At 68.9% G+C, this 21,169-nt stretch carries 20 protein-coding genes and 2 pseudogenes; 10 read left to right on the top strand and 12 right to left on the bottom strand.

Annotation, left to right across the window (positions count from 1 at the left end; genetic code table 11):
* Nucleotides 1-4: 4 nt before the first annotated feature.
* Nucleotides 5-2,593, bottom strand: a complete 2,589-nt coding sequence (locus DPR14_RS28810) for a response regulator (RefSeq protein WP_211103881.1) — start codon at nt 2,591-2,593, stop codon at nt 5-7.
* Between the two features lie 225 nt (nt 2,594-2,818).
* On the opposite strand from DPR14_RS28810, the gene DPR14_RS26790 reads away from it, so the two are divergent.
* Complete coding sequence (locus DPR14_RS26790) at nt 2,819-3,127, top strand: hypothetical protein (protein WP_158047871.1); 309 nt, start codon at nt 2,819-2,821, stop codon at nt 3,125-3,127.
* 5 nt (nt 3,128-3,132) lie between these two features.
* On the opposite strand, the gene DPR14_RS26795 is transcribed toward DPR14_RS26790, so the two are convergent.
* The 4 genes from DPR14_RS26795 to DPR14_RS26810 form a co-directional block, all read right to left on the bottom strand.
* Nucleotides 3,133-3,756 carry a pyroglutamyl-peptidase I gene (locus DPR14_RS26795; RefSeq protein ID WP_158047872.1) on the bottom strand — a complete coding sequence of 208 codons (624 nt, stop codon included), beginning with the start codon at nt 3,754-3,756 and terminating at the stop codon, nt 3,133-3,135.
* Nucleotides 3,757-3,774: 18 nt separating this feature from the next.
* Complete coding sequence (gene trpS, locus DPR14_RS26800; RefSeq protein ID WP_158047873.1) at nt 3,775-4,773, bottom strand: tryptophan--tRNA ligase; 999 nt, start codon at nt 4,771-4,773, stop codon at nt 3,775-3,777.
* A gap of 75 nt (nt 4,774-4,848) precedes the next feature.
* Nucleotides 4,849-6,414, bottom strand: a complete 1,566-nt coding sequence (murJ, locus tag DPR14_RS26805) for a murein biosynthesis integral membrane protein MurJ (RefSeq protein WP_158047874.1) — start codon at nt 6,412-6,414, stop codon at nt 4,849-4,851.
* Nucleotides 6,415-6,613: 199 nt separating this feature from the next.
* Nucleotides 6,614-8,776: a DUF2961 domain-containing protein gene (locus DPR14_RS26810; protein ID WP_158047875.1), complete on the bottom strand. Its 2,163-nt coding sequence runs from the start codon at nt 8,774-8,776 to the stop codon at nt 6,614-6,616.
* An 88-nt stretch (nt 8,777-8,864) separates the two neighbouring features.
* Here DPR14_RS26810 and DPR14_RS26815 point away from each other — a divergent pair.
* From DPR14_RS26815 to DPR14_RS26825, 3 genes and pseudogenes are all read left to right on the top strand, one after another.
* Nucleotides 8,865-9,781, top strand: a pseudogene (locus DPR14_RS26815) (sulfite exporter TauE/SafE family protein).
* 10 nt (nt 9,782-9,791) lie between these two features.
* Nucleotides 9,792-10,568 (top strand): TIGR02186 family protein, encoded by a 777-nt coding sequence (locus tag DPR14_RS26820; RefSeq protein ID WP_158047876.1) that lies wholly within the window; start codon nt 9,792-9,794, stop codon nt 10,566-10,568.
* Between the two features lies 1 nt (nt 10,569).
* Nucleotides 10,570-11,064 carry a universal stress protein gene (locus DPR14_RS26825; protein WP_158047877.1) on the top strand — a complete coding sequence of 165 codons (495 nt, stop codon included), beginning with the start codon at nt 10,570-10,572 and terminating at the stop codon, nt 11,062-11,064.
* 46 nt (nt 11,065-11,110) lie between these two features.
* Here the strand turns inward: DPR14_RS26825 and DPR14_RS26830 are convergent, their stop codons facing one another.
* The gene (locus DPR14_RS26830) at nt 11,111-12,337 is read right to left on the bottom strand and encodes an adenylate/guanylate cyclase domain-containing protein (RefSeq protein WP_246148639.1); all 1,227 of its coding nucleotides are present in this window, start codon (nt 12,335-12,337) and stop codon (nt 11,111-11,113) included.
* Nucleotides 12,338-12,446: 109 nt separating this feature from the next.
* Between DPR14_RS26830 and DPR14_RS26835 the strand changes: the two genes are divergently transcribed.
* Nucleotides 12,447-13,004, top strand: a complete 558-nt coding sequence (locus DPR14_RS26835; RefSeq protein WP_158047878.1) for a NifU family protein — start codon at nt 12,447-12,449, stop codon at nt 13,002-13,004.
* A gap of 16 nt (nt 13,005-13,020) precedes the next feature.
* Here DPR14_RS26835 and DPR14_RS26840 read toward each other — a convergent pair whose 3' ends face one another.
* Entirely contained in the window at nt 13,021-14,106 is a 1,086-nt protein-coding gene (locus tag DPR14_RS26840; RefSeq protein WP_246148642.1) for a polysaccharide deacetylase family protein, read from the bottom strand.
* A gap of 95 nt (nt 14,107-14,201) precedes the next feature.
* Nucleotides 14,202-14,747, bottom strand: a complete 546-nt coding sequence (ddpX, locus tag DPR14_RS26845; protein WP_158047879.1) for a D-alanyl-D-alanine dipeptidase — start codon at nt 14,745-14,747, stop codon at nt 14,202-14,204.
* Between the two features lie 88 nt (nt 14,748-14,835).
* On the opposite strand from ddpX, the pseudogene tsaB reads away from it, so the two are divergent.
* Both tsaB and DPR14_RS27650 read left to right on the top strand, forming a co-directional pair.
* Nucleotides 14,836-15,372: pseudogene (tsaB, locus tag DPR14_RS27645) on the top strand (tRNA (adenosine(37)-N6)-threonylcarbamoyltransferase complex dimerization subunit type 1 TsaB); the annotation flags it as partial.
* Between the two features lie 130 nt (nt 15,373-15,502).
* On the top strand, nt 15,503-16,012 hold the full coding sequence (locus DPR14_RS27650) for a GNAT family N-acetyltransferase (RefSeq protein ID WP_192499184.1): 510 nt from the start codon (nt 15,503-15,505) through the stop codon (nt 16,010-16,012).
* On the opposite strand, the gene DPR14_RS26855 is transcribed toward DPR14_RS27650, so the two are convergent.
* Nucleotides 16,009-16,251 carry a sulfurtransferase TusA family protein gene (locus DPR14_RS26855; protein ID WP_158047880.1) on the bottom strand — a complete coding sequence of 81 codons (243 nt, stop codon included), beginning with the start codon at nt 16,249-16,251 and terminating at the stop codon, nt 16,009-16,011. The two genes, DPR14_RS27650 and DPR14_RS26855, sit on opposite strands and share 4 nt — an antisense overlap.
* Before the next feature lie 102 nt (nt 16,252-16,353).
* Here DPR14_RS26855 and DPR14_RS26860 point away from each other — a divergent pair, with 102 nt between their 5' ends.
* The 3 genes from DPR14_RS26860 to DPR14_RS26870 all read left to right on the top strand — a co-directional run bounded on the left by DPR14_RS26860 (nt 16,354) and on the right by DPR14_RS26870 (nt 18,961).
* The gene (locus tag DPR14_RS26860; RefSeq protein WP_158047881.1) at nt 16,354-16,770 is read left to right on the top strand and encodes a Ros/MucR family transcriptional regulator; all 417 of its coding nucleotides are present in this window, start codon (nt 16,354-16,356) and stop codon (nt 16,768-16,770) included.
* A gap of 441 nt (nt 16,771-17,211) precedes the next feature.
* Nucleotides 17,212-18,030: a GNAT family N-acetyltransferase gene (locus DPR14_RS26865; protein WP_158047882.1), complete on the top strand. Its 819-nt coding sequence runs from the start codon at nt 17,212-17,214 to the stop codon at nt 18,028-18,030.
* A 25-nt stretch (nt 18,031-18,055) separates the two neighbouring features.
* Complete coding sequence (locus DPR14_RS26870) at nt 18,056-18,961, top strand: lysophospholipid acyltransferase family protein (protein ID WP_246148644.1); 906 nt, start codon at nt 18,056-18,058, stop codon at nt 18,959-18,961.
* A 33-nt stretch (nt 18,962-18,994) separates the two neighbouring features.
* Here the strand turns inward: DPR14_RS26870 and DPR14_RS26875 are convergent, their stop codons facing one another.
* From DPR14_RS26875 to DPR14_RS26885, 3 genes are all read right to left on the bottom strand, one after another.
* Nucleotides 18,995-19,522, bottom strand: coding sequence for a phasin family protein (locus DPR14_RS26875; RefSeq protein WP_158047883.1), 528 nt, complete (start codon nt 19,520-19,522; stop codon nt 18,995-18,997).
* Between the two features lie 118 nt (nt 19,523-19,640).
* A complete protein-coding gene (locus DPR14_RS26880; protein ID WP_158047884.1) occupies nt 19,641-20,411 on the bottom strand; it encodes an ABC transporter ATP-binding protein in 771 nt (256 codons plus the stop codon).
* The gene (locus tag DPR14_RS26885) at nt 20,399-21,142 is read right to left on the bottom strand and encodes an ABC transporter permease (protein WP_158047885.1); all 744 of its coding nucleotides are present in this window, start codon (nt 21,140-21,142) and stop codon (nt 20,399-20,401) included. The genes DPR14_RS26880 and DPR14_RS26885 overlap by 13 nt, the downstream gene beginning before the upstream one ends.
* Nucleotides 21,143-21,169 lie beyond the last annotated feature (27 nt).

Raw genomic sequence — 21,169 nt, forward strand, 5'->3', positions numbered from 1 at the left:
CCGCTCAGGCCGGTTTCGGCAGCGACTGGAACGCCTTGCGGATGCCGTTGCGGGTATAGGGCTTGGGCAGGAACACCGCGTCCAGCCCTGCTTCCCCCGGGCCGTCCCGGACCGCGCCGCCGTAGCCGGAGGCGACGATGACCCGCAGGCCGGGATATCCTTCCAGCGCCTCGCGGGCCAGCTCCAGGCCGGATCGCCCCGGCAGCCCGATGTCGGTGAACAGCACGTCGATGCGGCCGCCATCCAGCGCGCTCATCGCCGCGTCGGCGTCCGAAACCGCCGTCACGCTGTGTCCCAGGGCCTCGAGCATGTCCGTGGTGGATGCCTGGATGATCCCGTCGTCCTCCACCAGAAGCACGCGCAGGCCCTGCGACGGCTCCTCCGCGCGCCCCGGCCGGGCGATGGCCGGGGTCAGCGGAACCGGGCGCGCGGCCTGCCGCTGCCGCTGGTTGGCCAGCAGGTGCCGGATCCGGCGCGCCAGATCCTCCCGCCGGTAGGGCTTGCTCAGCAGCTGGACGCCGGGATCGAGGCGCCCGCCGTGGACGATGGCGTTCTCCGTATAGCCGGAAGTGAAGAGCACGGCGAGGTCCGGCAGCGTCTCGCGCGCCTGCCGGGCCAGTTCCGGGCTCCGCAGGGGGCCGGGCATCACGACGTCGGTGAACAGCAGGTCGACCGGCACGCCGCTGCGGATGACCGCCAGGGCGCTCTGCGCGTCGGCCGCCTGGAGCACTCGGTAGCCCAGGCCGGCCAGGATCTCCACCGTGGCCGCGCGCACCTGGGAATCGTCCTCGACCACCAGCACGGTCTCGGTGCCGCCCACCACCGGGCCGCCGCGCAGCTCCGGCGCCGGTTCCTCCGCGGCCTGGTGGGACCGCGGCAGGTAGATCCTGACGGTCGTGCCGTGCCCGACCTCGCTGTAGAGCTTGACGTGGCCGCCGGACTGCTTGACGAAGCCATGGACCATGGCCAGACCCATGCCGGTGCCCTTGCCCTCCGGCTTGGTCGTGAAGAAGGGCTCGAAGGCGCGCTCCATCACGTCCGGGGACATGCCGCATCCGGTGTCCGACACCGCCAGCATCACGTACTGGCCCGCCCGGACCTCCGGATGCTGAAGCGCGTAGAGGTCGTCCAGCATCGCGTTGCCGGCTTCCAGCGTCAGGCGTCCGGTGCCGTCCATGGCGTCGCGGGCGTTGATCGCCAAGTTAAGGATGACGTTCTCCACCTGGTTGGGATCGGCCAGCATGCTCCACAGCCCGCCGGCGATGACCGTCTCCACCTCGATCCCGTCGCCCAGCGCCCGGCGCAGCAGGTCGTCCATGCCGCGCACCAAGCGCCCCAGGCTGACCGGCCGCGGCTCCAGCGGCTGCCGGCGGGCGAAGGCGAGGAGCTGGGACGCCAGCCGGGCGCCGCGCTGGACGGCGCCCATCGCCGAGTCCAGCCGGCGCGCGGTGGCGGCGGGATCGCCCAGGTACTCGTACTGAAGCAGGTCCAGGTTGCTCCCGATCACCTGGAGAAGGTTGTTGAAATCATGCGCCACGCCGCCGGTCAGCTTGCCGATCGCCTCCAGCCGCTGGGACTGGCGAAGCGCCGCCTCGGCCTGAACCCGCTCGGTCTCGCTCTTCTCCAGCGCCAGGGTGCGCTCCCGCACCAGCGCCTCCAGGTCGGTCTGGTACCTCATAAGCTCGTCCTGGGCCCGCTTCCGGTCGGTCACGTCGTGGCCCTGGACGAAGATGCCCGAAACGGTGCCGTCCGGCTTCAGGACCGGCTGGTAGACGAAATCCACGTACAGCTCGATGGCGGCCGTATCGGGGTCCGGCTGGACAAGCAGGCGCATGTCGCGGCCGACGAATGCCTGCCCGCTCGAATGGACCTGGTCCAGCAGTTCGTAGAAACCCTGTCCCTCCACGTCGGGCAGCGCCTCGCGCACGGTTTTGCCGAGGATGTCGCGGCGGCCGACGAGCCTGTAATAGGCGTCGTTGGCGAGTTCGAACACATGGTCCCGGCCGCTGATGACCGCGATGAAGCCGGGCGCCTGGGTGAACAGCCTGTGCAGCCGCTCGAGTTCGGCATCCAGGGTCAGGTTGGCTTTCTGGACGGCCTGGGCCCGGCGCAGCAGGTCGCTTTCCACCTGCTCGCGCGGTCCCGACGGGATGTCGCCGCCGTCGCCCAGGGCGACCGCCTCCTTCAGGCGGTGCAGTTCGGTGACGTCGACCGTGTGTTGCAGGATCAGGCCCACGTTCCCCTGGCTGTTCGGCAGGGGAGTGTGGGTGGCGCTCCAGAACCGCTCTTCCAGCCAGGTTCCCTCGGGCGTCGTCCGGGCGATGGCATAGGGAATGACCGCGATCGCGTCCATCCGCCGCGTCCGCAGCACCCGTTCGAACGAGGCGCGGAGCTGCGCCTCGTTGTCGCCTCCGGGAAAGGCGTCGAATATGTTGCGCCCGACGATCTGTTCGCGGGTGCGCCCGGTGACCTTGAGATAGGCGTCGTTGCAGCCGAGGATGGTGAGGCCGCGGTCAAGCAGGACATAGGAATTGGGCGAAGCCTCGAACAGCGACCTGTAGACGGCCGGGTCGGACAGGTCCAAGGTCGGCACTATCGAAGCTCCAACATTCAAGTAAAAATTGTGGTTGCCAAGAAACAGTCTTTGCCGGCAACCGGGCAGAACCTACCCTTCTTCGACAGAAATGCAACCTTAGCCGATTGGCGGATGTGAGGTGAGGGCCAACAGTTTCATACATCACCCAAAAGCCGCGCCGAAAAATGTTCGACAGAATTTTAGGTATGGACTATCCTTTTTTGCATGCGCGCGGAGGAACCGATGGATCAGGAACTGAAATCCCTGCTGACAATCCTGCTAGGGAAAATCGACGATGTCGGAACCGAAGTCGGCGAGCTGCGCGGGAAGGTCGATGGCCTCAGCGGGAAGGTCGATGCGCTCAGTGGCGAAGTCGGTGAAATGCGCGAAGACATGAACGGCATGAAAGCCGCGATCACCAACCTGGAGCGCGAGCAGACCCTGACCCGCCAGATCCTGGGCGCAACCAACCATCAGATGATAGGGCGGTTGGACCAGTTCACCATGCAGTATGAAACCCTTGTCGGTGCCCGCCCCTCGGCGGCGGAGTAGCCGAGTCACGATGAGGCATGTGCGCCCGTCACAGCCGCCTTCACCCCGTCCAGCACGATGACCGCCGCCCGCTCCTGGGTGTCCAGGTCCATGCCGGCGCGGCCCGTTTCGCATGCCACCTGACCGGGCAGGGGCGGCAGATGGACGAAACCCATCGGCATCGCCGATCCTTGCCGCTCAAGGCCGTGCCTGACTCCGTAGAACAGGTGGTTGCAGACATAGCCGCCCGCGTGCCCGCTCCCCATCGCGGGAAGACCCGCCGCCTCCAGCGCCGCGATCAGGCTATCCACCGGCAGGGTCGACCAGTACCCCACCGGCCCGTCCTCCGCGATGCGCAGCCCGTTCCGGACCACGCCCGCATTGTCCGGCGCCCCTGCCTCGTCCAAGTTGAGCGCCACCCGCTCCAGCCGGATGCGGTCGGTCGACCGGGCCAGCCCGAAGGCGACGGCGGCGTCCGGCCGGTGCCGCTCCAGCAGGGCTTCGAACCGCGTGACGCTGGTGCGGTACTCGACCGGCAGCACGGCGGTCACGACGCCGTCCCGACCGGACAGCCGGTCCATCAGCAGGGCCGAAGGGTTCAGGTCGTCGGGGCCGAACCGCTCGAAGCCGGTCACCAGGATTCGGATCATGACGCCTCGGCTCCGGGATCAGGGACGCAGCAGGCCGATGATGTCCTTGATGTCCGACAGGTTGGCGGACGCGATCGCGTTCGCCTTGTCGGCGCCCAGGCGCAGGATGCGGTCGATCTCGCCGACGTCGGACATCAGCCGGTTCATCTCGGTGCTGATCGGCGCCAGCTTGTCCACCGCCAGATCGACCAGCGCTCCCTTGAACCCGCTGAACTGCTGCCCGGCGAACCGGTTCAGCGTCTCCTGGCGCGAGGTGCCGGCCAGGGCCGAATAGATCGTCACCAGATTGTCCGCCTCGGCCCGCTTCTCCAACTCCTCGACCGTCTCCGGCAGCGGATCCGGGTCGGTCTTGGCCTTGCGCACCTTCAGGGCGATCGTGTCGGCGTCGTCGGTCAGGTTGATGCGCGAATAGTCGGACTCGTCCGACTTGCTCATCTTCTTGGTGCCGTCGCGCAGCGACATGACGCGGGTCGCCTCACCCAGGATCTGCGGCTCGGGCAGCGGGAAGAAGTCCTTGTCATAATGGCGGTTGAAGGCGCCGGCGATGTCGCGCGCCAGCTCCAGGTGCTGCTTCTGGTCCTCGCCGACCGGCACGTGGGTCGCCTTGTAGACCAGGATGTCCGCGGCCATCAGCACCGGATAGGCGTACAGCCCCAGCGCCGCGTTCTCCCGGTGCTTGCCCGCCTTCTCCTTGAACTGGGTCATCCGGTTCAGCCAGCCCATGGGGGTGTGGCACGACAGGATCCAGGACAGCTCGGAATGGGCCGCGACCGCCGCCTGGTTGAAGATGATGCAGCGCTCCGGGTCGATGCCGGCGGCGATATAGGCGGCCGTGACCTCCCGCGTGTTGCCCAGCAGCACGGCGGGGTCCTGCGGCAGCGTCAGGGCATGCAGGTCGACGATGCAGAAGATGCTCTCGAACTGCTCCTGGAGCGAGACCCAGTTGCGCAGCGCGCCCAGGTAATTGCCCAGATGCAATTGGCGGGTCGGCTGCATGCCCGAGAAGATGCGGTTCACTGGTCGTCTCCACTACCCTGAAAGCTCAAGCCCCGTGCGGGGCGCCGGCTGTTATCTCCCCTGGGGCCGGGCCGGTCAAGCCGCGCCGGACCCGTCGGGAGCCCGCTTCAGCAGAATGCCGAACTCGCCCAGCCGCAGGCCGCCGATGCCGTGGGCGACCGCGAAGTAGACCGCGGCCCCGATGCCGACCAGCGCCGCCAGCGCGGTCGCCCGGACGACCGACGGCCCGGCCAGCCAGGGTTCCAGCGCCCAGGCGGCGCCGACCAGCGCCACGCCCATGGACAGGCCGGCGAAGAGCAGGCGCGGGGCCCGGCTTCGCAGCCGGCCGTCGATGTCGAAATGCCCCCGGCGGTGCAGCATCCAGCCCAGCAGCCCGGCGTTCAGCCAGGCCGTCGCCCCGGTGGCGAGCGCGATGCCGACATGGCCCAGCACGCCGATCAGCGCCAGCCCCAGCGCCGCGTTGGCGACGGCAACCACGATCGCGACCCGGACCGGCGCCGAGGTGTCGTGGCGGGCGAAGAAGGCGGCGTTCAGCACCTTCACGATCACATAGGCCGGTATGCCGATCGCATAGGCCGCCAGGGCCCAGGCGGTCGCCGTGGTCTCCTCCGGGCCGAAGGCGCCGCGCTCGAACAGGACATGGATGATCGGATGCGCCACGGCCACCAGGGCGATCGCCGCCGGCAGGCCCAGCGCCAGGGAGAATTCCAGCGCCCGGCTCAGGAAATGCCGGACGGCGTCGTGGTCGCGGGCCGCCACGTGGCGCGACAGCACCGGCAGCAGCGCCGTCCCGATCGCGATGCCGATCACGCCCAGCGGCAGCTGGTTCAGCCGGTCGGCGTAATAGAGGAACGACACGGCCCCGGAGGGGAGCAGCGAGGCCAGCACGATGTCGACGAACAGGTTGATCTGCATGACCCCCGTGCCGATCGCGCCCGGCGCCATCAGGACGAACAGCCGCCTGACCCGCGGCGTCAGGCGCGGCCGGGGCAGGCGCAGGCTGACGCCGGCAGCCTTGCAGGAGGCCGCGAGCCATATGAGCTGCACCACGCCGGCCAGCGTCACCGCCTGCGACATGGCGTATCCCGCCGACACGCCGGTCCCGCGCGCCAGCAGCAGCGCCGCGATCAGGGTCAGGTTGAAGGCGATCGGCGCCGCGGCGAACGGCCCGAAGCGCTCCAGCGAGTTCAACACCCCGCCCAGCAGCGCCACCAGCGAGACCAGCAGCAGGTACGGGAAGGTCATGCGGGCATAGTCGACCGCCAGCGCGAACTTGGCCGGCTCGTCGGAGAAACCGGGCGCCAGCCCCTGCATCAGCCAGGGCATCAGCGCCACCATGACGAACACGAAGGGCAGCAGCACCGTCAGCATGACGGCCAGCGCCTCCTCCGCGAAGGCTTGCGCGGCGGCGCGGCCCTTGCGCTCAAGCTCGGCCGAGAAGATCGGCACGAAGGAGACGGAGAAGGCTCCCTCCGCGAACAGCCGGCGGAAGAAGTTGGGCAGCTTCAATGCCACGAAGAAGGCGTCGGCGACAGGCCCGGCCCCCAGCACGGCGGCGGTCAGGATGTCGCGGGCGAACCCCGCCACCCGGCTGAGCATGGTCAATCCGCCGACGGTGGCGATGGCGCGCGCGAAACTCATGATGGGGAGTGTCTGATGGCTCTGCACAGGGATGTCTCGCCGTAGGTCGGCCTTCGCCGAAGGCGAACGCCGACACCGCGGCGGAGGCGTCGGTGCGTGATGTCGGCGTTCGCCTTCGGCGAAGGCCGACCTACGGCAACCACCCAAAACAACGGTGCCGGGACACTAGCCGAGAAGGCTCCCGCTGGGAAGGGCGCCGTCATCGCCCCGGATCGAACTCCGGCTCCACCCAGCACCAGGCCTCGTATCCGATCTCCGACCAGGCCGACTCCGGAACCGGCATGCCCGGCAGCAGCGGCCGGCCGACCGGCTCGTAGGCGACCCGGACCCGGATCGAGGAACGGTCCCGCGTCAGCCGCAGCGGCAGCAGGAACTCGTCCTCGGCCAGCCGGCGGCCGGCGGTCACGATGGTCGGGGCGGGCGGGTCCAGCTCGCCCGGCGGGAAGCTGTGGTAGACCGTGTCCGACCCGGCGAGATACCAGGTGCCGGCCGGCTCCCAGACCGGCTCGGCGGCGGCGCCGTCGGCCACGAAGACCGCGGCGCGCTGGTCGGGCATGCCGTAATCCAGCGTGCGGCGGAGCATCACCCCCCGGTTGTCCGGCCGGATGCCCAGCGTGAACTCCGACGTTCCCTTGGTGTATCGGACCGTCCGGGTCTCCTGCCCGGGATCGGGAACCCCCATGCGGCGCGTGGTCAGCGCGCGGGGAGCGGTGGCCTCGGGCGAACGGTAGCCGTGCGCCCGCTCGGACGCCGCGTCGCCGATCTCCAGGGCGTCGGTCCTGGCCAGCGAGGCGGCGGGCAGCCCGTACCAGTAGGTCACGGTCCGGTAATGCTCGGCCATGTCGTTGGTCCCGCCATGCTCCAGCTGGATGCGGGCGTTGCGGCCGAACGGGAACAGGTCGGCCAGCAGGAACCGGTAGGCGGAGTGGACCAGGTCGGCGGGTTCCTTCGCCTCGGCGGGGGTGGGGGCGCCGATCGGGTGGCCGGCGAAGGGCAGCGTCATGGTCCGCCCGCCCCAGTAATCGCCGCCGCCGCCCCACTCCTCCGTGCCGGTCCCATGGGCCTGGGGCGACTTCGCGTCGTCGAAGAAGAAGCGCGGGTCGCCCTCCAGCGTCCGAAGCTCGGCCCGGTCGGTGAAGGTGAACGAGGTGCCGACGAAGGAGCCCGACCAGTCCCGGCTGCCCTCGATCCCGCGGGTGTCCAGCAGCACATGGTCGCGGCCCGGCTCGCCGCCGCCATGGTCCCGGTACGTGGCGTGGAAATACCCCACCGCGGACGGGCGGTCGCGGAACGGCTCGTGGCGCAGTTCCGCCGTCAGCTCCACCGGCGCCGCCAGGCCGCCGGGCGGCACCAGCTCCACCACCGCCCCGCGGAAGAACGGCATCGGGAAATAGCAGTCCAGGTGAACCCGGTCGCCGTCGTAGCGGATGCCGGCGGGGAACGCCTTGACCAGGTATTCCGCGTCGTCGCGGTTGTAGAGCAGCCCGGCCCCGAAGAACAGCGCCAGGGGCGCATCGATCGACGGCTCCGCCCTGCCGTCCCAGGTCACCCTCAGCCGGGCGTCGGACAGCTCCAGGGCCCGGTCGCGCGGCACGGTCAGCTTGAGCGCGCGGACCATGGCCGGTCCGTCCAGCCGGAACAGGGTCAGCGGCCTGCCGGGTTCGAGCACCGCCCGCCCGGACTCCGCCGCTATCCCCACCGGCGCGATATCGGTGCCCGATCGACCGATCAGGTCGAGCACCGCCGGGTCGGGCGGAGTCTTCAGGTCGAACGGCAGGGGCCTGGAGCTCAGCCCTATCCCCTCGGCGAAGCGGTGATGGATGAAATAGCCCGTGCCGTAGAAAGTCCGGCCATAGGCCAGGCGCAGCGACCGTTCGAACGGGACCGGGACCCAGTTGAGGTCGGCCCCCCGGGTGGTCGACCAGGACCAGGCCAAGGGCGGGGGCAGGGCCTCGACCGGCTGGAAGGTGGAGCCTGGCGTCGGGGTTTCCGGCCCGGCGGTGGTGGTCTCCCTCACCACATGGTCCGTGCCGTCCACCTCGTAGTGCCACGGGCTGCCGTGCCAGTGGTTCGTCCGCACGAAGTAAAGGACGCCGCGGCCCAGCACGTCGAGCGTCACGTTGAAGTCCGGCCTCTCCCCATACAGGAAATGGGAGGCGTCGGCGGTGCGGTTGCCGCCCTCGCGGTCGAAGGTGGAATTCATGTAGGCCCGGACGCCGATCCGCTGATAGGGCCACCGGTCCCACTGCGCGTAGGCGTCGAGCCCGGCCGGCACCGCCGGCGGCCATTCCGCGGCGAACCCGTCGGTGCCGCCCAGCAGGCAGGCCATGGCGGCGGCGATCGCGGCGCGTCGTTCCATCATGCGGCGTCCTCCCGGGACCCGAAAGCTCTTTGCCGGCCCCGTGCGTAAGGTTAAGGTACCGGCCCGTCCTCCAGTACCCCCGCCGACCATGCAAGTCTATCTTCCCATTGCAGAAATGTCCGTCAACGGGCTGCTCGTCCTGATCATGGGGGAGTCGTCGGTTTCCTGTCCGGCATGTTCGGGGTCGGCGGCGGGTTCCTGATGACCCCGCTGCTGATCTTCATCGGGGTGCCGCCGGCGATCGCGGTCGGGACCCAGGCCAACCAGCTGGTCGCGGCCAGCGTCTCCGGCGTGCTCGCCCACTGGCGTCGCAAGAACGTCGACGTCAAGTTGGGGCTGGTCATGCTGGTCGGCGGGGCCTGCGGCACCGCGCTGGGCGTCTGGATCTTCGGCATCCTCCAGGAACTGGGTCAGATCGACCTGGTGATAGCGCTCTCCTACGTGCTGTTCCTGGGGGTGATCGGCGGGCTGATGCTGATCGAGAGCGTGGGCGCGCTGCTGCGCGGCCGCAAGGCCGCCGTCCGGCGCAAGCTGCACAAGCATACCTGGCTGCACGGGCTGCCGTTCAAGATGCGCTTCCACCGCTCGCGGCTGTTCATCAGCGCGCTGCTGCCCGGCGGCATCGGCTTCGTCGGCGGGCTGCTGGTGGCGATCATGGGCATCGGCGGCGGCTTCCTGCTGGTGCCCGCCATGATCTACCTGCTCGGCATGCCGACCGCCATGGTCGCCGGCACCTCGCTGTTCCAGATCATCTTCACCACCGCCATCGCCACCTTCCTCCAGGCGGTGGCCAACAACACGGTGGACGTGATGCTGGCGCTGCTGCTGCTGGTCGGCGGCGTGATCGGCGCGCAGTTCGGCACCAAGGCGAGCGGCTATCTCCGCGGCGAGCAGGCGCGGGCGCTGCTGGCGCTGCTGGTCGTCGCCGTGGCCCTGCGGCTCGCCTTCGACCTCGTCGTGCCGCCGCCCAATCTCTACTCCATCACGGTCCCGGTGGACCGGTGAGGCCAAGACGGTGAAGCGTCCATCCGTTCCGACCGGGATCGCCGCGGCAATTCTGCTCGTCCTCCTGCTGACGGCGGGAGGCCAGCTGCCGCGCAGCGCCTGGGCGCAATCCCTGGTGGCCGACCTGTCGAACCACCTGATCGCGATCAACACCGGCTTCGTCGGGACCGAGGTCGTCCTGTTCGGCGCCATCGACGGCCCGGGCGACGTGGCGGTGGTGGTCCAGGGTCCGCCGAGCGAGGTAATGGTCCGGCGCAAGTCGCGGATCGCCGGCATCTGGATCAATGCCGCCAGCATGGAGTTCCAGCAGGCGCCCAGCTTCTACAGCGTCGCGACCAACCGTCCGCTCGACCAGATCGTCGGCGACGCCGTGCTGGCCCGGCACGAGATCGGCCTGTCGCACCTGCGTCTGATTGCCGCCCAGTCCAGCCGCGCGGCACCCGAACGGGTGCGCGAGTTCCGCGAGGCGCTGATCCGCAACAAGCAGGAGCTGGGCCTGTACGGCACCGCCCACGGGCAGGTCGCGTTCCTGGGAGAGCGGCTGTTCCGCACCAACGTCTATTTCCCGGCCAACGTGCCGACCGGGGCCTATACGGTCAGCGTCTTCCTGATCCGCGATGGCGACGTGGTCAGCGCCCAGACCACGCCGCTCGCGGTCAGCAAGGTGGGCTTCAGCGCCGAAATCTTCGAGTTCGCGGTGAGGCAGTCCACTTTGTACGGAATTTCGGCCATAATCTTCGCGGTGGCGGCCGGTTGGCTGGCCGGCGCGATCTTCCGAAAGGTGTGACATGAGCGATTCCGGGACCACGGCTTCGGCAACTCACCAGCGCATCTTCCTGGTGGTGGTCGACGACAGCGAAGAACTGAACATCGCGCTGACCTATGCCTGCCTGCGGGCGCGCAACACCGGCGGCCGGGTGGCGCTGCTCTTCGTCATCGAGCCCAGCGATTTCCAGCACTGGATCGCGGTCGAGGACATCATGCGGGAGGAGCGCCGGACCGAGGCCGAGCAGGTGCTCCAGCGCCACGCCAAGCAGGTCAACGAGATCACCGGCACCCTGCCGATCCTCTATTTGCGCGAGGGCGAGCGGCGCGACGAGCTGCTGGGCCTGATCAACGAGGAGCCGTCGATCTCGATCCTGGTGCTGGCCGCCGGGACCGGCCCGGAAGGCCCGGGCCCGCTGGTCACCCATCTGGCCGGCAAGGGCGTGGGCAAGCTGCGCATCCCGCTGACCCTGGTGCCGGGCAGCCTGAGGCGCGAACAGCTCGACCTGATCACCTGAGCCGTCTCCGGGACCGGCATTCAGGCCCGGCGATCGATAACGGGTGTCACATCGCCGGGCCGAACACCTGGATCGGCTCCCTCAGGCCCTTGACCGGCTGGTAGCCCAGCGAGGTCAGGCGCGGCGGGCAGACCGAGGCGAAAGCCTCCGAGGTCAGGATCGCCCGGTTCATCTCGGCGCACAGCCCCTCGATCCGGCTGACCAGGTTGACCGCCGGCCCGATCACGGTGAAGTCCAGCCGGTCGGGCGCTCCGATATTGCCGTACATGACGTCGCCGACATGCATGGCGATGCCGGCCTTCAGGGTCGGCAGCCCCCAGGCCTGGAGTTCGCGGTTGCGCGCCTCCATCTGGCCGACCGCCTCCAGCGCCGCGTCCAGCGCGTCGTGGACCTTGCCGTCCGGCGCGGTCCCCTCCGGCAGCGGGAAGATCGCCAGCATGGCGTCGCCGATGAACTTCAGGATCTCGCCGCCGCGCGCCTGCACGACTCCGCCCATGATCTCGAAATAGCCGTTCAGCAGGCCGATCAGGTCGGCCAGCGGCAGCCGGTCGGCCAGGCTGGTGAAGCCCCGCAGGTCGCAGTACCAAAGCACCGCGCGCAGGGTCTCCCCCGTGCCGCGCCGGATGTCGCCGGACAGGATGCGGGTGCCGGCCTCGCGCCCGACATAGGTGTCCAGCACGTTGACCGCCAGCCGGCGCAGCGCCATGGTCTCCAGCACGGTGGAGAGCGCCGGCATCACGTCGTAGATCAGCGTGAGCTGGTCCGAGGTGAAGCCGCCGGGCCGGTTGGACGCCCAGGTCGCGACGTTCAGCCGGCCGGTCGAGAACCGCATCGGCATGGCGACGTAGTCGGTGCCCCCCTGTTCCTTCAGGTCGTCCAGGATCGAATACGGGTAGGGCGGCTCCAGCTGCTCGATCCGGTACCGCATGGCGTCGGCCCCGCCCTCGATGATCGCGCCGATCGGGCTGTTCAGGTATTCGGGCCGAAGCTCGGTGCCGTGCTCGCGCTCGATCTCCTCCACGCCGTCGCGGTCGCGCAGCCAGTTGAAGCTGATGCCGCGGATCTGCGGATGGAGCATGCGGACCTGCCAGGCCGCGCGGAACAGCGGCACGCCGCCCTCGATCAGCCGCTTGCAGAAGGCGTCGAGCAGCGCCGCGATGCTGGCGGCCCTTCTTCCGTCCTCCATCAGCCAGTCGATCAGCTCCATCCGGCTGAAGGTCGCGCCGGCCTCCGGGGTGCCAAAACTTGCGTCGGGAGTCGGCTGGCTGGTCATGTCGGTCCCGCGGTATCCTTTCGGCGGCGCTGGTTATGCTTGATCTGCGGTACGATCCTGCCCATTTCCGGGGAAGCTCGCCAGTGATGATGGTGGGAAGGAGAGATACATGTTTATCCAGACCGAACAGACCCCCAATCCCGCGACCCTGAAATTCCTGCCCGGGCGCGACGTCCTGGGGCGGGGCACGGCCGACTTCCCGACGCCCGAGGATGCTGCCCGCTCGCCGCTGGCGCAACGGCTGTTCGAGATCGACGGGGTGGCCGGCGTCTTCCTGGGCGCCGACTTCGTCACCATCACCAAGGGTGGCGACCGCGACTGGTACCTGCTGAAGCCGTCCATCCTGGGCGTGATCATGGAGCATTTCACCGCCGGGCGTCCCGTCCTGATCGAGACGGCCGCCGACGACAATGCGGCCCATGAGGACGACGACGAGATCGTCGCCCAGATCAAGGAGCTGCTCGACACCCGGGTCCGTCCCGCGGTGGCCCAGGACGGCGGCGACATCACCTTCCAGGGGTTCGAGGACGGCGTCGTCTACCTCAACATGAAGGGCTCGTGCGCCGGCTGCCCCAGCTCGACCGCGACCCTGAAGGCCGGCATCGAGAACATGCTGCGCCACTACATCCCCGAAGTGGTCGAAGTCCGCCAGAACGCAGCCTACTGAACGGCAATAGCGCCGGTCAGGGCTCCGGCACCAGGAACTGCATGCCGAACCAGCGCCAGCGGCCGTCGGCCGCCGGCAGCGTGCAGTTCAGCCGGGTCCGGCCGGGGGGCATCTCCTCCGCGATCCGCAGTTCGATCCGGTTGTCGTCGAGCCGCTCCAGCGCCGCCCGGCCCTGGCCCGAGACGAAGCAGGCCAGCTTGTCCAGGTCCCGCAGCCCCCCGGTGACCGTGAATCCGACGCTGGGCGGGTTCTGCGCCGGCGGGGACCCCAGCATCGGGTCGGCCGGCGTCACGTCGGCCACCGCGAGCGGCAGGGCATTGGCGGCCAGCCGGAAGCGGTCGATCCCGCCGAACGCCTCATTCATGAAGAAGCGGGGCAGCGCCAGCGCGTCGGAACGGCCGTGCGCCACGCCCGAGGACTGGCTGAACCCGGCGTCGAACCCCTGGCGCCGGGCCAGGTCGCGCACCGCGAGGCTGTAGCTGCCGAACGGGTAGGCCAGCAGGGTCGGCCGCACGCCCAGTTCCGCCTCGATCCGCTCCACCGACCTGGCCAGATCGGCGGCATTCTGCTGCACCGTGCGCTGGGGCATCGACAGGCCCGCGGCGGGCAGCACGCCGATGGCGGCGCCCGCCCTCGCGACCTCCCGCACCTGCGCCCAGGTCATGTGGGTCTCGGCGCCGGCATCGATCGGGTCCGGCGCCACGAACAGGGTGAAGGGCAGGCCGGCCTGCTTCAGCCGCGGGAAGGCCTCGCGGTAGACGGAGCGGTGCGCGTCGTCGATGGTCAGCGCCACCGTGCGGTCCGGCAGGGGGGTTCCCCGCCGCAGCCTGTCGAGGATCGCCGGCAGGGGCATCACCGTATAGGCGCCGTCGGACAGTTCCTCCAGGTGCTGGTCGAACTGGTCCAGCCCGATGCTGAGCGAGCCGTGCTGGTCCTCGCCGAATCGGCCATAGGTGAACACGACGGCGCCGGCGCCCTGGTCCGGCGGGACGGAAACCGGCACGTCGCCACGGGCCCCGCCCCCGCCGAGCAGGGTCAGGCAGAGGAGGGCGGCGGCGAACCGGCGGACCGGCGTCGGCATGTGGAACGGCTTCACGGCCATGCGTCTCCGAAGGGCCTCCTTCTGTGACACAAATGGAGCCGTGACACAAATGGAGTGCCGCAACAAGATCGCCGCTCCCGGCCCGCATCGGGGTCTCACATCATCCGGCTGCCGGCGGCACCGTCCCACAGCAGGGGATAGCGTCCGGTGTCGGGGAGTTGGTAGTGCCACCATTCCGACGCGTAGTGCTGCCAGCCCGCCGCCGCCATGATGCCCAGCAGCCTGCTGCGGTTGGCCTGCGCGGCCGGCGGCACCGCCGTGGTGCCGTGGTGCGACAGGGGCGTCAGGTCGTCGAACGGCGTCCCCATGTCGAGCGGCGTGCCGTCGGCACCGGCCAGCGTCAGGTCGACCGCGACGCCGCGCGCGTGGGTGGAGCCCTGCCGCGGGTCGGCGATGAATTCCGGGTCCGGGAAGGCCCGCCACAGGCTCCACTGCGCCTCGACCGGGCGGAACGCGTCGTAGATCCTGAGCCGGCATCCCTGGCCCAGGGCCAGGCGGGCCGCCCGTCCGAGCGCCGCGGCGGCGTCGGGATGCAGAAGGCAGAGCGCCCGGCGATAGATCGCCCGCCCGGTGATGTTGGCCGGGGTCGCGTAAATCAGGTCGATATCGACATCGGGCGACGCAATCTCTAACAACGTCATCTGAATTCCTGAATGCTCGGCAATGAAGAAGGTCCTTATCCGTGTCTAGCACGCCCCGTGTGAAAGATAGGTCATGAAGATCCTCGGCATGGACAGCGCCACCGGCGCCTGTTCGGCGGCGCTCTGGCGCGACGGCGCCGTGGTCGCCCGGCGCTTCGCCGCGATGGACCGCGGACAGTCCGAGGCCATGATCCCCATGGTCCAGGCCGTGCTGGAAGAATCCTGCATGACGTTCGGCCAGCTCGACGGACTCGGCGTCACCGTCGGCCCCGGAGCCTTCACCGGGCTGCGGATCGGGCTCGCCGCGGCGCGCGGGATCGCCCTGGCCTCCGGGTTGCCGCTGGTCGGCGTCACGAGCTTCGAGGCGGTCGCCCACGGCGTTCCGGCGGCGGAACGGCCGGGATGTCCGCTGCTGATCGCCCTGGAGTCGCGGCGAGAAGATATTTTCATCCAACTGTTCGATATCGAACTGAATTCGCTCGGCGCTCCCCGCGCCGTGAGGCCCGAGGACCTGGCACTTCCGGACGGCCCCTTGCTGGTGGCGGGCGACGCGTCCGCCCGTCTGGCCTCGGCTCTCGCGTCGCGGCAGGGCGGACTGCCCGCCGACCTCCGCTTCGCCGAAGGTCCGGGACTGCCCGACGCCGCCCACGTGGCCCGGCTGGTGGCCCTGCGCGGCCTCGCCGGCGCCCGGGAAGGCCCTCCCGGCCGTTCTATCTACGCCCGCCCGACGTCACGCTGCCCCCGCCCCGGACGCGATGAGCCCGGACGGTTCAAGCCCGGGCGCGGTCAGGATCAAGCCCGCCGGCCTTGCGGACTGCGAGGTCCTCGGATGCCTTCATTCCGCCTGCTTTCCGGAGGATCCTTGGAGCGGTGCGGCCATTGGTCGTCTGCTGGCGACGCCCGGAATGTTCTCCTTCCTCGCCGACGTCGGCGAGCCGGGGGAGCCGCGACCGGTCGGCTTCGTTTTGGCCCGCGTCGCGGCCGGGGAGGGGGAGATTATCACCATCGGCATAGAGCCCGCGGCGCGACGCGCCGGTGCCGGCGGGGCGCTGCTCGACGCGGCGGCGGGCGCGGCGCGGGACTGCGGCGCCGAAAGCCTGTTCCTGGAGGTCGCCGAGGACAACAACCCGGCCCTCCGCTTGTATAGGCGACGGAAATTCCTCGAAATTGGTCGCAGACCCAACTATTATCGCCGAATAGACGGAGCAGTCGCGGCTATTGTCATGAAGTTGGAACTATTCCAACTTAATACGAACCATAGTTAACGCTTGGTCACCCAAAGCCGGTGGACCCCCTCCGAAGCACTGGCGTTTTCCGGTTCCGGCCCCTGTACGGAGTGGCCCAGCTCGATCAACGATCTGGGCACATTTTCCAAGGGTTCTCCAGCATTCAAGCGGACTTCCAGGGTTTCCCCGGGGGTCATGCGTTCGACCCGCAACTTGGTCCGAACAAAGGTTAACGGACAGACGTCCGCTGTGATATCGAGGAAGTAATCCGCTGACATTGCTGTGCTCAAAATGTGCTCTTCACTCGCAGTAGATCGTTATTGCGTTGCTCGCGGAGAAGACTTATATCACAGTTTGTCGGTCCCCTGGAGCAAAGATAGATGAACAACGGATCCCCATCCAACGAGCTGTTGTCTCTGACGACAGAGATCGTGGCTGCTCATGTTTCCAACAATACAGTGGCCGTTACAGACCTGCCTCAACTGATCGAGCAGGTCTACAGGACCCTCGCCAATGTTGGCGTCGAGCCGGTACCGGTCGTGGAGCGTCCGCAACCAGCGGTTCCGATCAAGAAGTCGGTTACTCCGGAGTATATAATCTGTCTGGAGGACGGCAAGAAGCTCAAAATGCTGAAGCGGCATCTGAAAACCGCTTATGACATGACGCCGGAGGAATACCGCGACCGCTGGCAACTGCCTCCCGACTATCCCATGGTGGCGCCGAACTACGCCAAGCAGCGGAGCAAGCTGGCCAAGCAGATCGGTCTCGGCACCCGCGCCCGGCGCGGCGCCGCCTGACGGCGAGGGATTCGGCACTCCGTCTCCGATCGGATGCTCCAGGTGCCCGGGGCGTTCCGGCTCCGGGCGGCGCGCCCGACTTTCCTATCGCCCGACGGACGGATATTTCGGCGGGTGTTTCGGCCTGGATGTTTTGACAGGAATGATTGTCACGGGATGCCGGCAGCCGGCGGAAGCGGGGCGACGACACGTCGCAGCTACTACCGCCAGTACTTGTCTGGCTGCCGATGATTACAAATAAATGACTCAGTTGACCTTGGCCTGGCGCTTTGTGGTATGCGTGTCGGACGATGGAACGTTGCAGCCCCTTCGAGTCGACTGCCCGTTCCGTCGGCATGGCGCGCGCCGCACCGCGGATCGCCCTCCCGTCCGGGATGGCCCGTATCGTGGTCAAGCGGCGGCCGGCCATGCTTGTGCAACCCGAGCACCGCAAGCGAGAGCATGGCCGACCTCATGATCGATCAGCTTGTCCAGAGCGATCTGCGCTCCGGCAACCTGGAAGTCCGACTGGCCGAATCCTCGGCCGAGGTTGATGCAGCCCAGGCGCTGCGATACCGAGTGTTCTACACCGAGATGGCGGCCCGGCCGACCGCGGAAATGGCGGCTCGGGGCCGGGATTTCGACAGTTTCGACCGGGTCTGCGACCATCTCCTGGTCATCGACCACAATCTGGGCTCCGGTGCTTCCGGCGTGGTCGGAACCTACCGGCTGATCCGCCGTCCCGCCGCCCGCTCGGCCGGCCGGTTCTATTCGAGCGACGAGTACGATATCTCGCTGCTCGCCGGCTATCCGGGGGAGGTCCTGGAACTGGGGCGGTCCTGCGTCGATGCCGCCTACCGCTCCCGGCCGACCATGCAGCTCCTGTGGCGCGGCATCGCCGCCTACGTCTTCCAGTACGACATCGCGCTGATGTTCGGCTGCGCCAGCCTGCCGGGCACCGATCCGCGGAAGCTGGCCCTGCCGCTCTCCTTCCTGCACCACAACCACCTGGCTCCGCCGGGCCTGCGGCCGGTGGCCTTGCCGGACCGTTACGTCGGCATGAACCTGATGGAGGAGCACGAGATTGACATGCGCGCGGCCCTCAACCTGCTGCCGCCGCTGATCAAGGGCTATCTCCGCCTGGGCGGCTTCGTCGGCGACGGCGCGGTGATCGACGAGCAGTTCAACACCACCGACGTCTGCATCGTGGTCAAGACGGACCAGGTCACCGACAAGTATTCCAGGCATTACGAACGGCGGCGAGACCCCCTGGCATCATGAAGGCTGACATGAGGGCGGCATCCTGATGGCGGCGCGCAAACCCGGCGGCAGATCCGACGGCAGATCCGACGATGGCATGGGGTCGGCCCTGCTCGGCATCGCGCGGCTGGCCGTCTACGGCGTCTTCACGGTCCTGCTGATGCCGGTGCAGGCCCTGCTGGTGTGGCTGCGGTCTCCCCTGCGGCACAGGCTCCCCCGGGCCTACCACTCGGCCTGCACGCGGATCCTGGGCCTTCAGGTCGCCGTGACGGGCCGGCCGGTCCTGGCCCGTCCCACGCTCGTCGTCTCCAACCATTCCTCGTACCTGGACATCATCGTCCTGGGTTCCCTGGTCCCCGGCTCCTTCGTCGCCAAGACGGAGGTGGGGGGATGGCCATTCTTCGGCCTGCTTGCCAAGCTCCAGCGGACCGTCTTCGTGGACCGCAAGGCGCGCAACGCCGGGACCCACCGCGACGACATGCGCGGCCGGCTGGAGGACGGCGACATCCTGATCCTGTTCCCCGAAGGCACATCCTCCGACGGCAACCGGACCCTGCCGTTCAAAACAGCTTTGTTCAGCGTCGCTGCGCTTCGTGTGGATGGACGTCCGATCAAGGTCCAGCCCGTCTCGGTCACCGCGGTCAAGCTGGACGGCATTCCCCTGGGGCGGGCGCTGCGGCCGTTCTACGCCTGGTACGGCGACATGGAGCTGGCCGGCCATGTCTGGCAGATGGTCAAGCTGGGCCGCGTGACGGTCCAGGTGGAATTCCACGAACCGGTCGACGTGGAGGCGTTCGGCAGCCGGAAGGCGCTGGCCGACCATTGCTGGCGCGTGGTGGCCGCCGGGGTCGACCGCGCCGTGTCGGGGCGGGGAGCGGGGGTGCCGCCGCACCGTTCGCCGGCCGGTGCAACGCCGGGCGGACCTGCCGTCGCGGGCGCCGCTGCCGAGTGATGAGGCCGAGCGGCGCGGCGCCCTGCGCGCCGGTCAGGCGTGCTCTTTGGCCAGCCGCTCCGCATTGGCGTAGGCAACCTTGTGGATCGGCACCAGGCCCGCGTCGGTCATGCGGATCACGGCCTCGGTCAGCTTGGTCGCCGCGTTGGTGGCATTGACGAAGCTGCACTGGACGAAATTCTGCTGGATGCGGACGACGTCGGCGGGCGTGCGGCAGGTGGCCAGTTCCGTCATGGCCTTCGCGGTCGTGCCCGCCTGGCCCATGACCCACGCGCTCCAGCCCTCGAACATCGCCCTGCAACTGTCCATCATCGCGTGGTGGGACTGGATCGCGGCCTCGACCTTCTCCTGGCCCATCAGGGTGAACTCCGGGTTGGTCATCGCCACCGGGTCGCCGACCGCCTGCATCATCATCGCGGTGCGATAGCCGATCGTCTGCACCGAGGCGAGCGCCATCTCCTGGGTCTTTTCAGCGGTGCGGGCGAGATCCTGCCCCGCTGCGACGAGGCGGCCGAGATTGCGGCGGTGAGCGGCGATAGCCTGCGGGGAAGCGATCATCATGGATTTCACATCGTTATGGACACGGGCACGCGCGCGGCGGGACCGTCGGCGCCTTACCCAGCAGAACGTACCTCAACCCGCGGCGTTCCGCATCCAAAATGCTGCAGTGCAAAAAAACTCAGATGCCGGCGCCGTCGCTGACCGACCAGGACAGGGCCGCCCGGATCGTCCGGACCGTGTCGGCGAAGTGGACGGTGTCACGCTCGCGCGGGCGGGCCAAGTCCACCGGAAAATCCCTGACGATCCCGGCGGGCTTGCCGCCCAGCAGCACGACCCGGTCGGCCAGATAGACCGCTTCGTCCAGATCGTGGGTCACGAACAGCATGGTCGTGCCGGTCTCGCCCCACAGCCGCAGAAGCTCGTCCTGCAAGGTCTGGCGGGTGATCGCGTCCAGGGCGGAGAAAGGCTCGTCCAGCAGCAGCAGGTCAGGCCGGACCGACAGGGCGCGGGCCAGGTTGATCCGCTGGCGCTGGCCGCCGGACAACTGGTGGGGCCAGCGCCCGGCCATGTCGGCGAGGCCGACCAGCGACAAGGTGTCGCGGGCGCGGGCCAGCCGGTCGGCCTTCGGCAGCCCGGTGCCCTCCAGCCCGAAGGCGATGTTCTCCAGCACCCGCCGCCAGGGCAGCAGACGGGCCTCCTGGAAGACCAGGGCCACCGGGCGACGGCCCGTCTCGGCCCTGACCGGCATCCGCACCGTCCCGGCCGCCGGGGCCGTCAGCCCGGCCAGCACGCGCAGCAGGGTCGACTTGCCCACGCCCGACGGCCCGACGACCGCCGTGAAGGAGCCGCGCTCCAGCGCGGCGGTGAAGCCGGACAGCACCGGAGGGGCCGCGCCATAGGCGATGGCGAGGTCCCGGATGTCGACGACGTTTTCGGCTAGCGCTGCCATATGAGCAACCGGTCCCTGATCTGGACGAACAGCGCGTCGGTCAGGCCGTACAGCGCCGCTATTGTGATCATGTAAACGACGACCACGTCGGTCGCCAGCAGGCTGGACGCCTGGATCATGCGCTGGCCCAGGCCCGGCACGCCGAACAGCTCGGCGGCGACCACCGCCATCCAGGCCTGTCCCAGCCCGGTGCGCACGCCGGACAGGATGCCGGCGGTCGAGCCGGGCAGCACGATCTTGACCAGCTTGGCCCAGGTGCCGCGGTGCCCGAAGGCGTCGGCCACCTCCAGCAGGTCCTTGTCGATCGCCTTGGCGGCGCCGTAGGCGGCGTAGTAGTTGATCCAGAACACGCCGATGATGATGATGAAGGTCGCGGCCGCCTCGCTGATGCCGAACCAGACGATCGCGAACGGGACCCAGGCCAGCCCCGGAACCGGCCGCAGCAGCCGGATCACCCAGGACAGCGCCGCCTCCAGCTTGTCGTAGAGCGCCGTCGCGATGCCGAGCGCCACGCCCAGCCCGGTGCCCAGCGCCAGTCCGAGCAGGTAATGGCGAAGGCTCGCCACGACGGCGTCCAGCCAGTATCCGCCGGAGATCTCGCGCAGGAAAGCCTGCGGCAGGCTGGTGGGCGGCGGCAGGAACAGGGGCGAGACCAGGCCAAGGCGCGGGACCGCCTCCCACAGGAGCAGGAAGGCAGCCAGCCCGGCGAAGGCGAGCAGGGATCGTTGCATCAGCGGAAAGTCACGGTGCCGGAACGG

The organism is Skermanella pratensis (genome assembly GCF_008843145.1).
In the GTDB taxonomy this organism is placed as follows: domain Bacteria; phylum Pseudomonadota; class Alphaproteobacteria; order Azospirillales; family Azospirillaceae; genus Skermanella; species Skermanella pratensis.

Bases quoted from the DNA above. Each gene is read 5' to 3' on its own strand.
- DPR14_RS26790 (WP_158047871.1), top strand. From the start codon at position 2,819: ATGGATCAGGAACTGAAATCCCTGCTGACAATCCTGCTAGGGAAAATC.
- DPR14_RS26795 (WP_158047872.1), bottom strand. From the start codon at position 3,756: ATGATCCGAATCCTGGTGACCGGCTTCGAGCGGTTCGGCCCCGACGAC.
- murJ (WP_158047874.1), bottom strand. From the start codon at position 6,414: ATGAGTTTCGCGCGCGCCATCGCCACCGTCGGCGGATTGACCATGCTC.
- DPR14_RS26810 (WP_158047875.1), bottom strand. From the start codon at position 8,776: ATGATGGAACGACGCGCCGCGATCGCCGCCGCCATGGCCTGCCTGCTG.
- DPR14_RS26825 (WP_158047877.1), top strand. From the start codon at position 10,570: ATGAGCGATTCCGGGACCACGGCTTCGGCAACTCACCAGCGCATCTTC.
- DPR14_RS26830 (WP_246148639.1), bottom strand. From the start codon at position 12,337: ATGACCAGCCAGCCGACTCCCGACGCAAGTTTTGGCACCCCGGAGGCC.
- DPR14_RS26835 (WP_158047878.1), top strand. From the start codon at position 12,447: ATGTTTATCCAGACCGAACAGACCCCCAATCCCGCGACCCTGAAATTC.
- DPR14_RS26840 (WP_246148642.1), bottom strand. From the start codon at position 14,106: ATGGCCGTGAAGCCGTTCCACATGCCGACGCCGGTCCGCCGGTTCGCC.
- ddpX (WP_158047879.1), bottom strand. From the start codon at position 14,747: ATGACGTTGTTAGAGATTGCGTCGCCCGATGTCGATATCGACCTGATT.
- DPR14_RS27650 (WP_192499184.1), top strand. From the start codon at position 15,503: ATGAGCCCGGACGGTTCAAGCCCGGGCGCGGTCAGGATCAAGCCCGCC.
- DPR14_RS26855 (WP_158047880.1), bottom strand. From the start codon at position 16,251: ATGTCAGCGGATTACTTCCTCGATATCACAGCGGACGTCTGTCCGTTA.
- DPR14_RS26860 (WP_158047881.1), top strand. From the start codon at position 16,354: ATGAACAACGGATCCCCATCCAACGAGCTGTTGTCTCTGACGACAGAG.
- DPR14_RS26865 (WP_158047882.1), top strand. From the start codon at position 17,212: ATGGCCGACCTCATGATCGATCAGCTTGTCCAGAGCGATCTGCGCTCC.
- DPR14_RS26870 (WP_246148644.1), top strand. From the start codon at position 18,056: ATGGCGGCGCGCAAACCCGGCGGCAGATCCGACGGCAGATCCGACGAT.
- DPR14_RS26875 (WP_158047883.1), bottom strand. From the start codon at position 19,522: ATGATGATCGCTTCCCCGCAGGCTATCGCCGCTCACCGCCGCAATCTC.
- DPR14_RS26880 (WP_158047884.1), bottom strand. From the start codon at position 20,411: ATGGCAGCGCTAGCCGAAAACGTCGTCGACATCCGGGACCTCGCCATC.
- DPR14_RS26885 (WP_158047885.1), bottom strand. From the start codon at position 21,142: ATGCAACGATCCCTGCTCGCCTTCGCCGGGCTGGCTGCCTTCCTGCTC.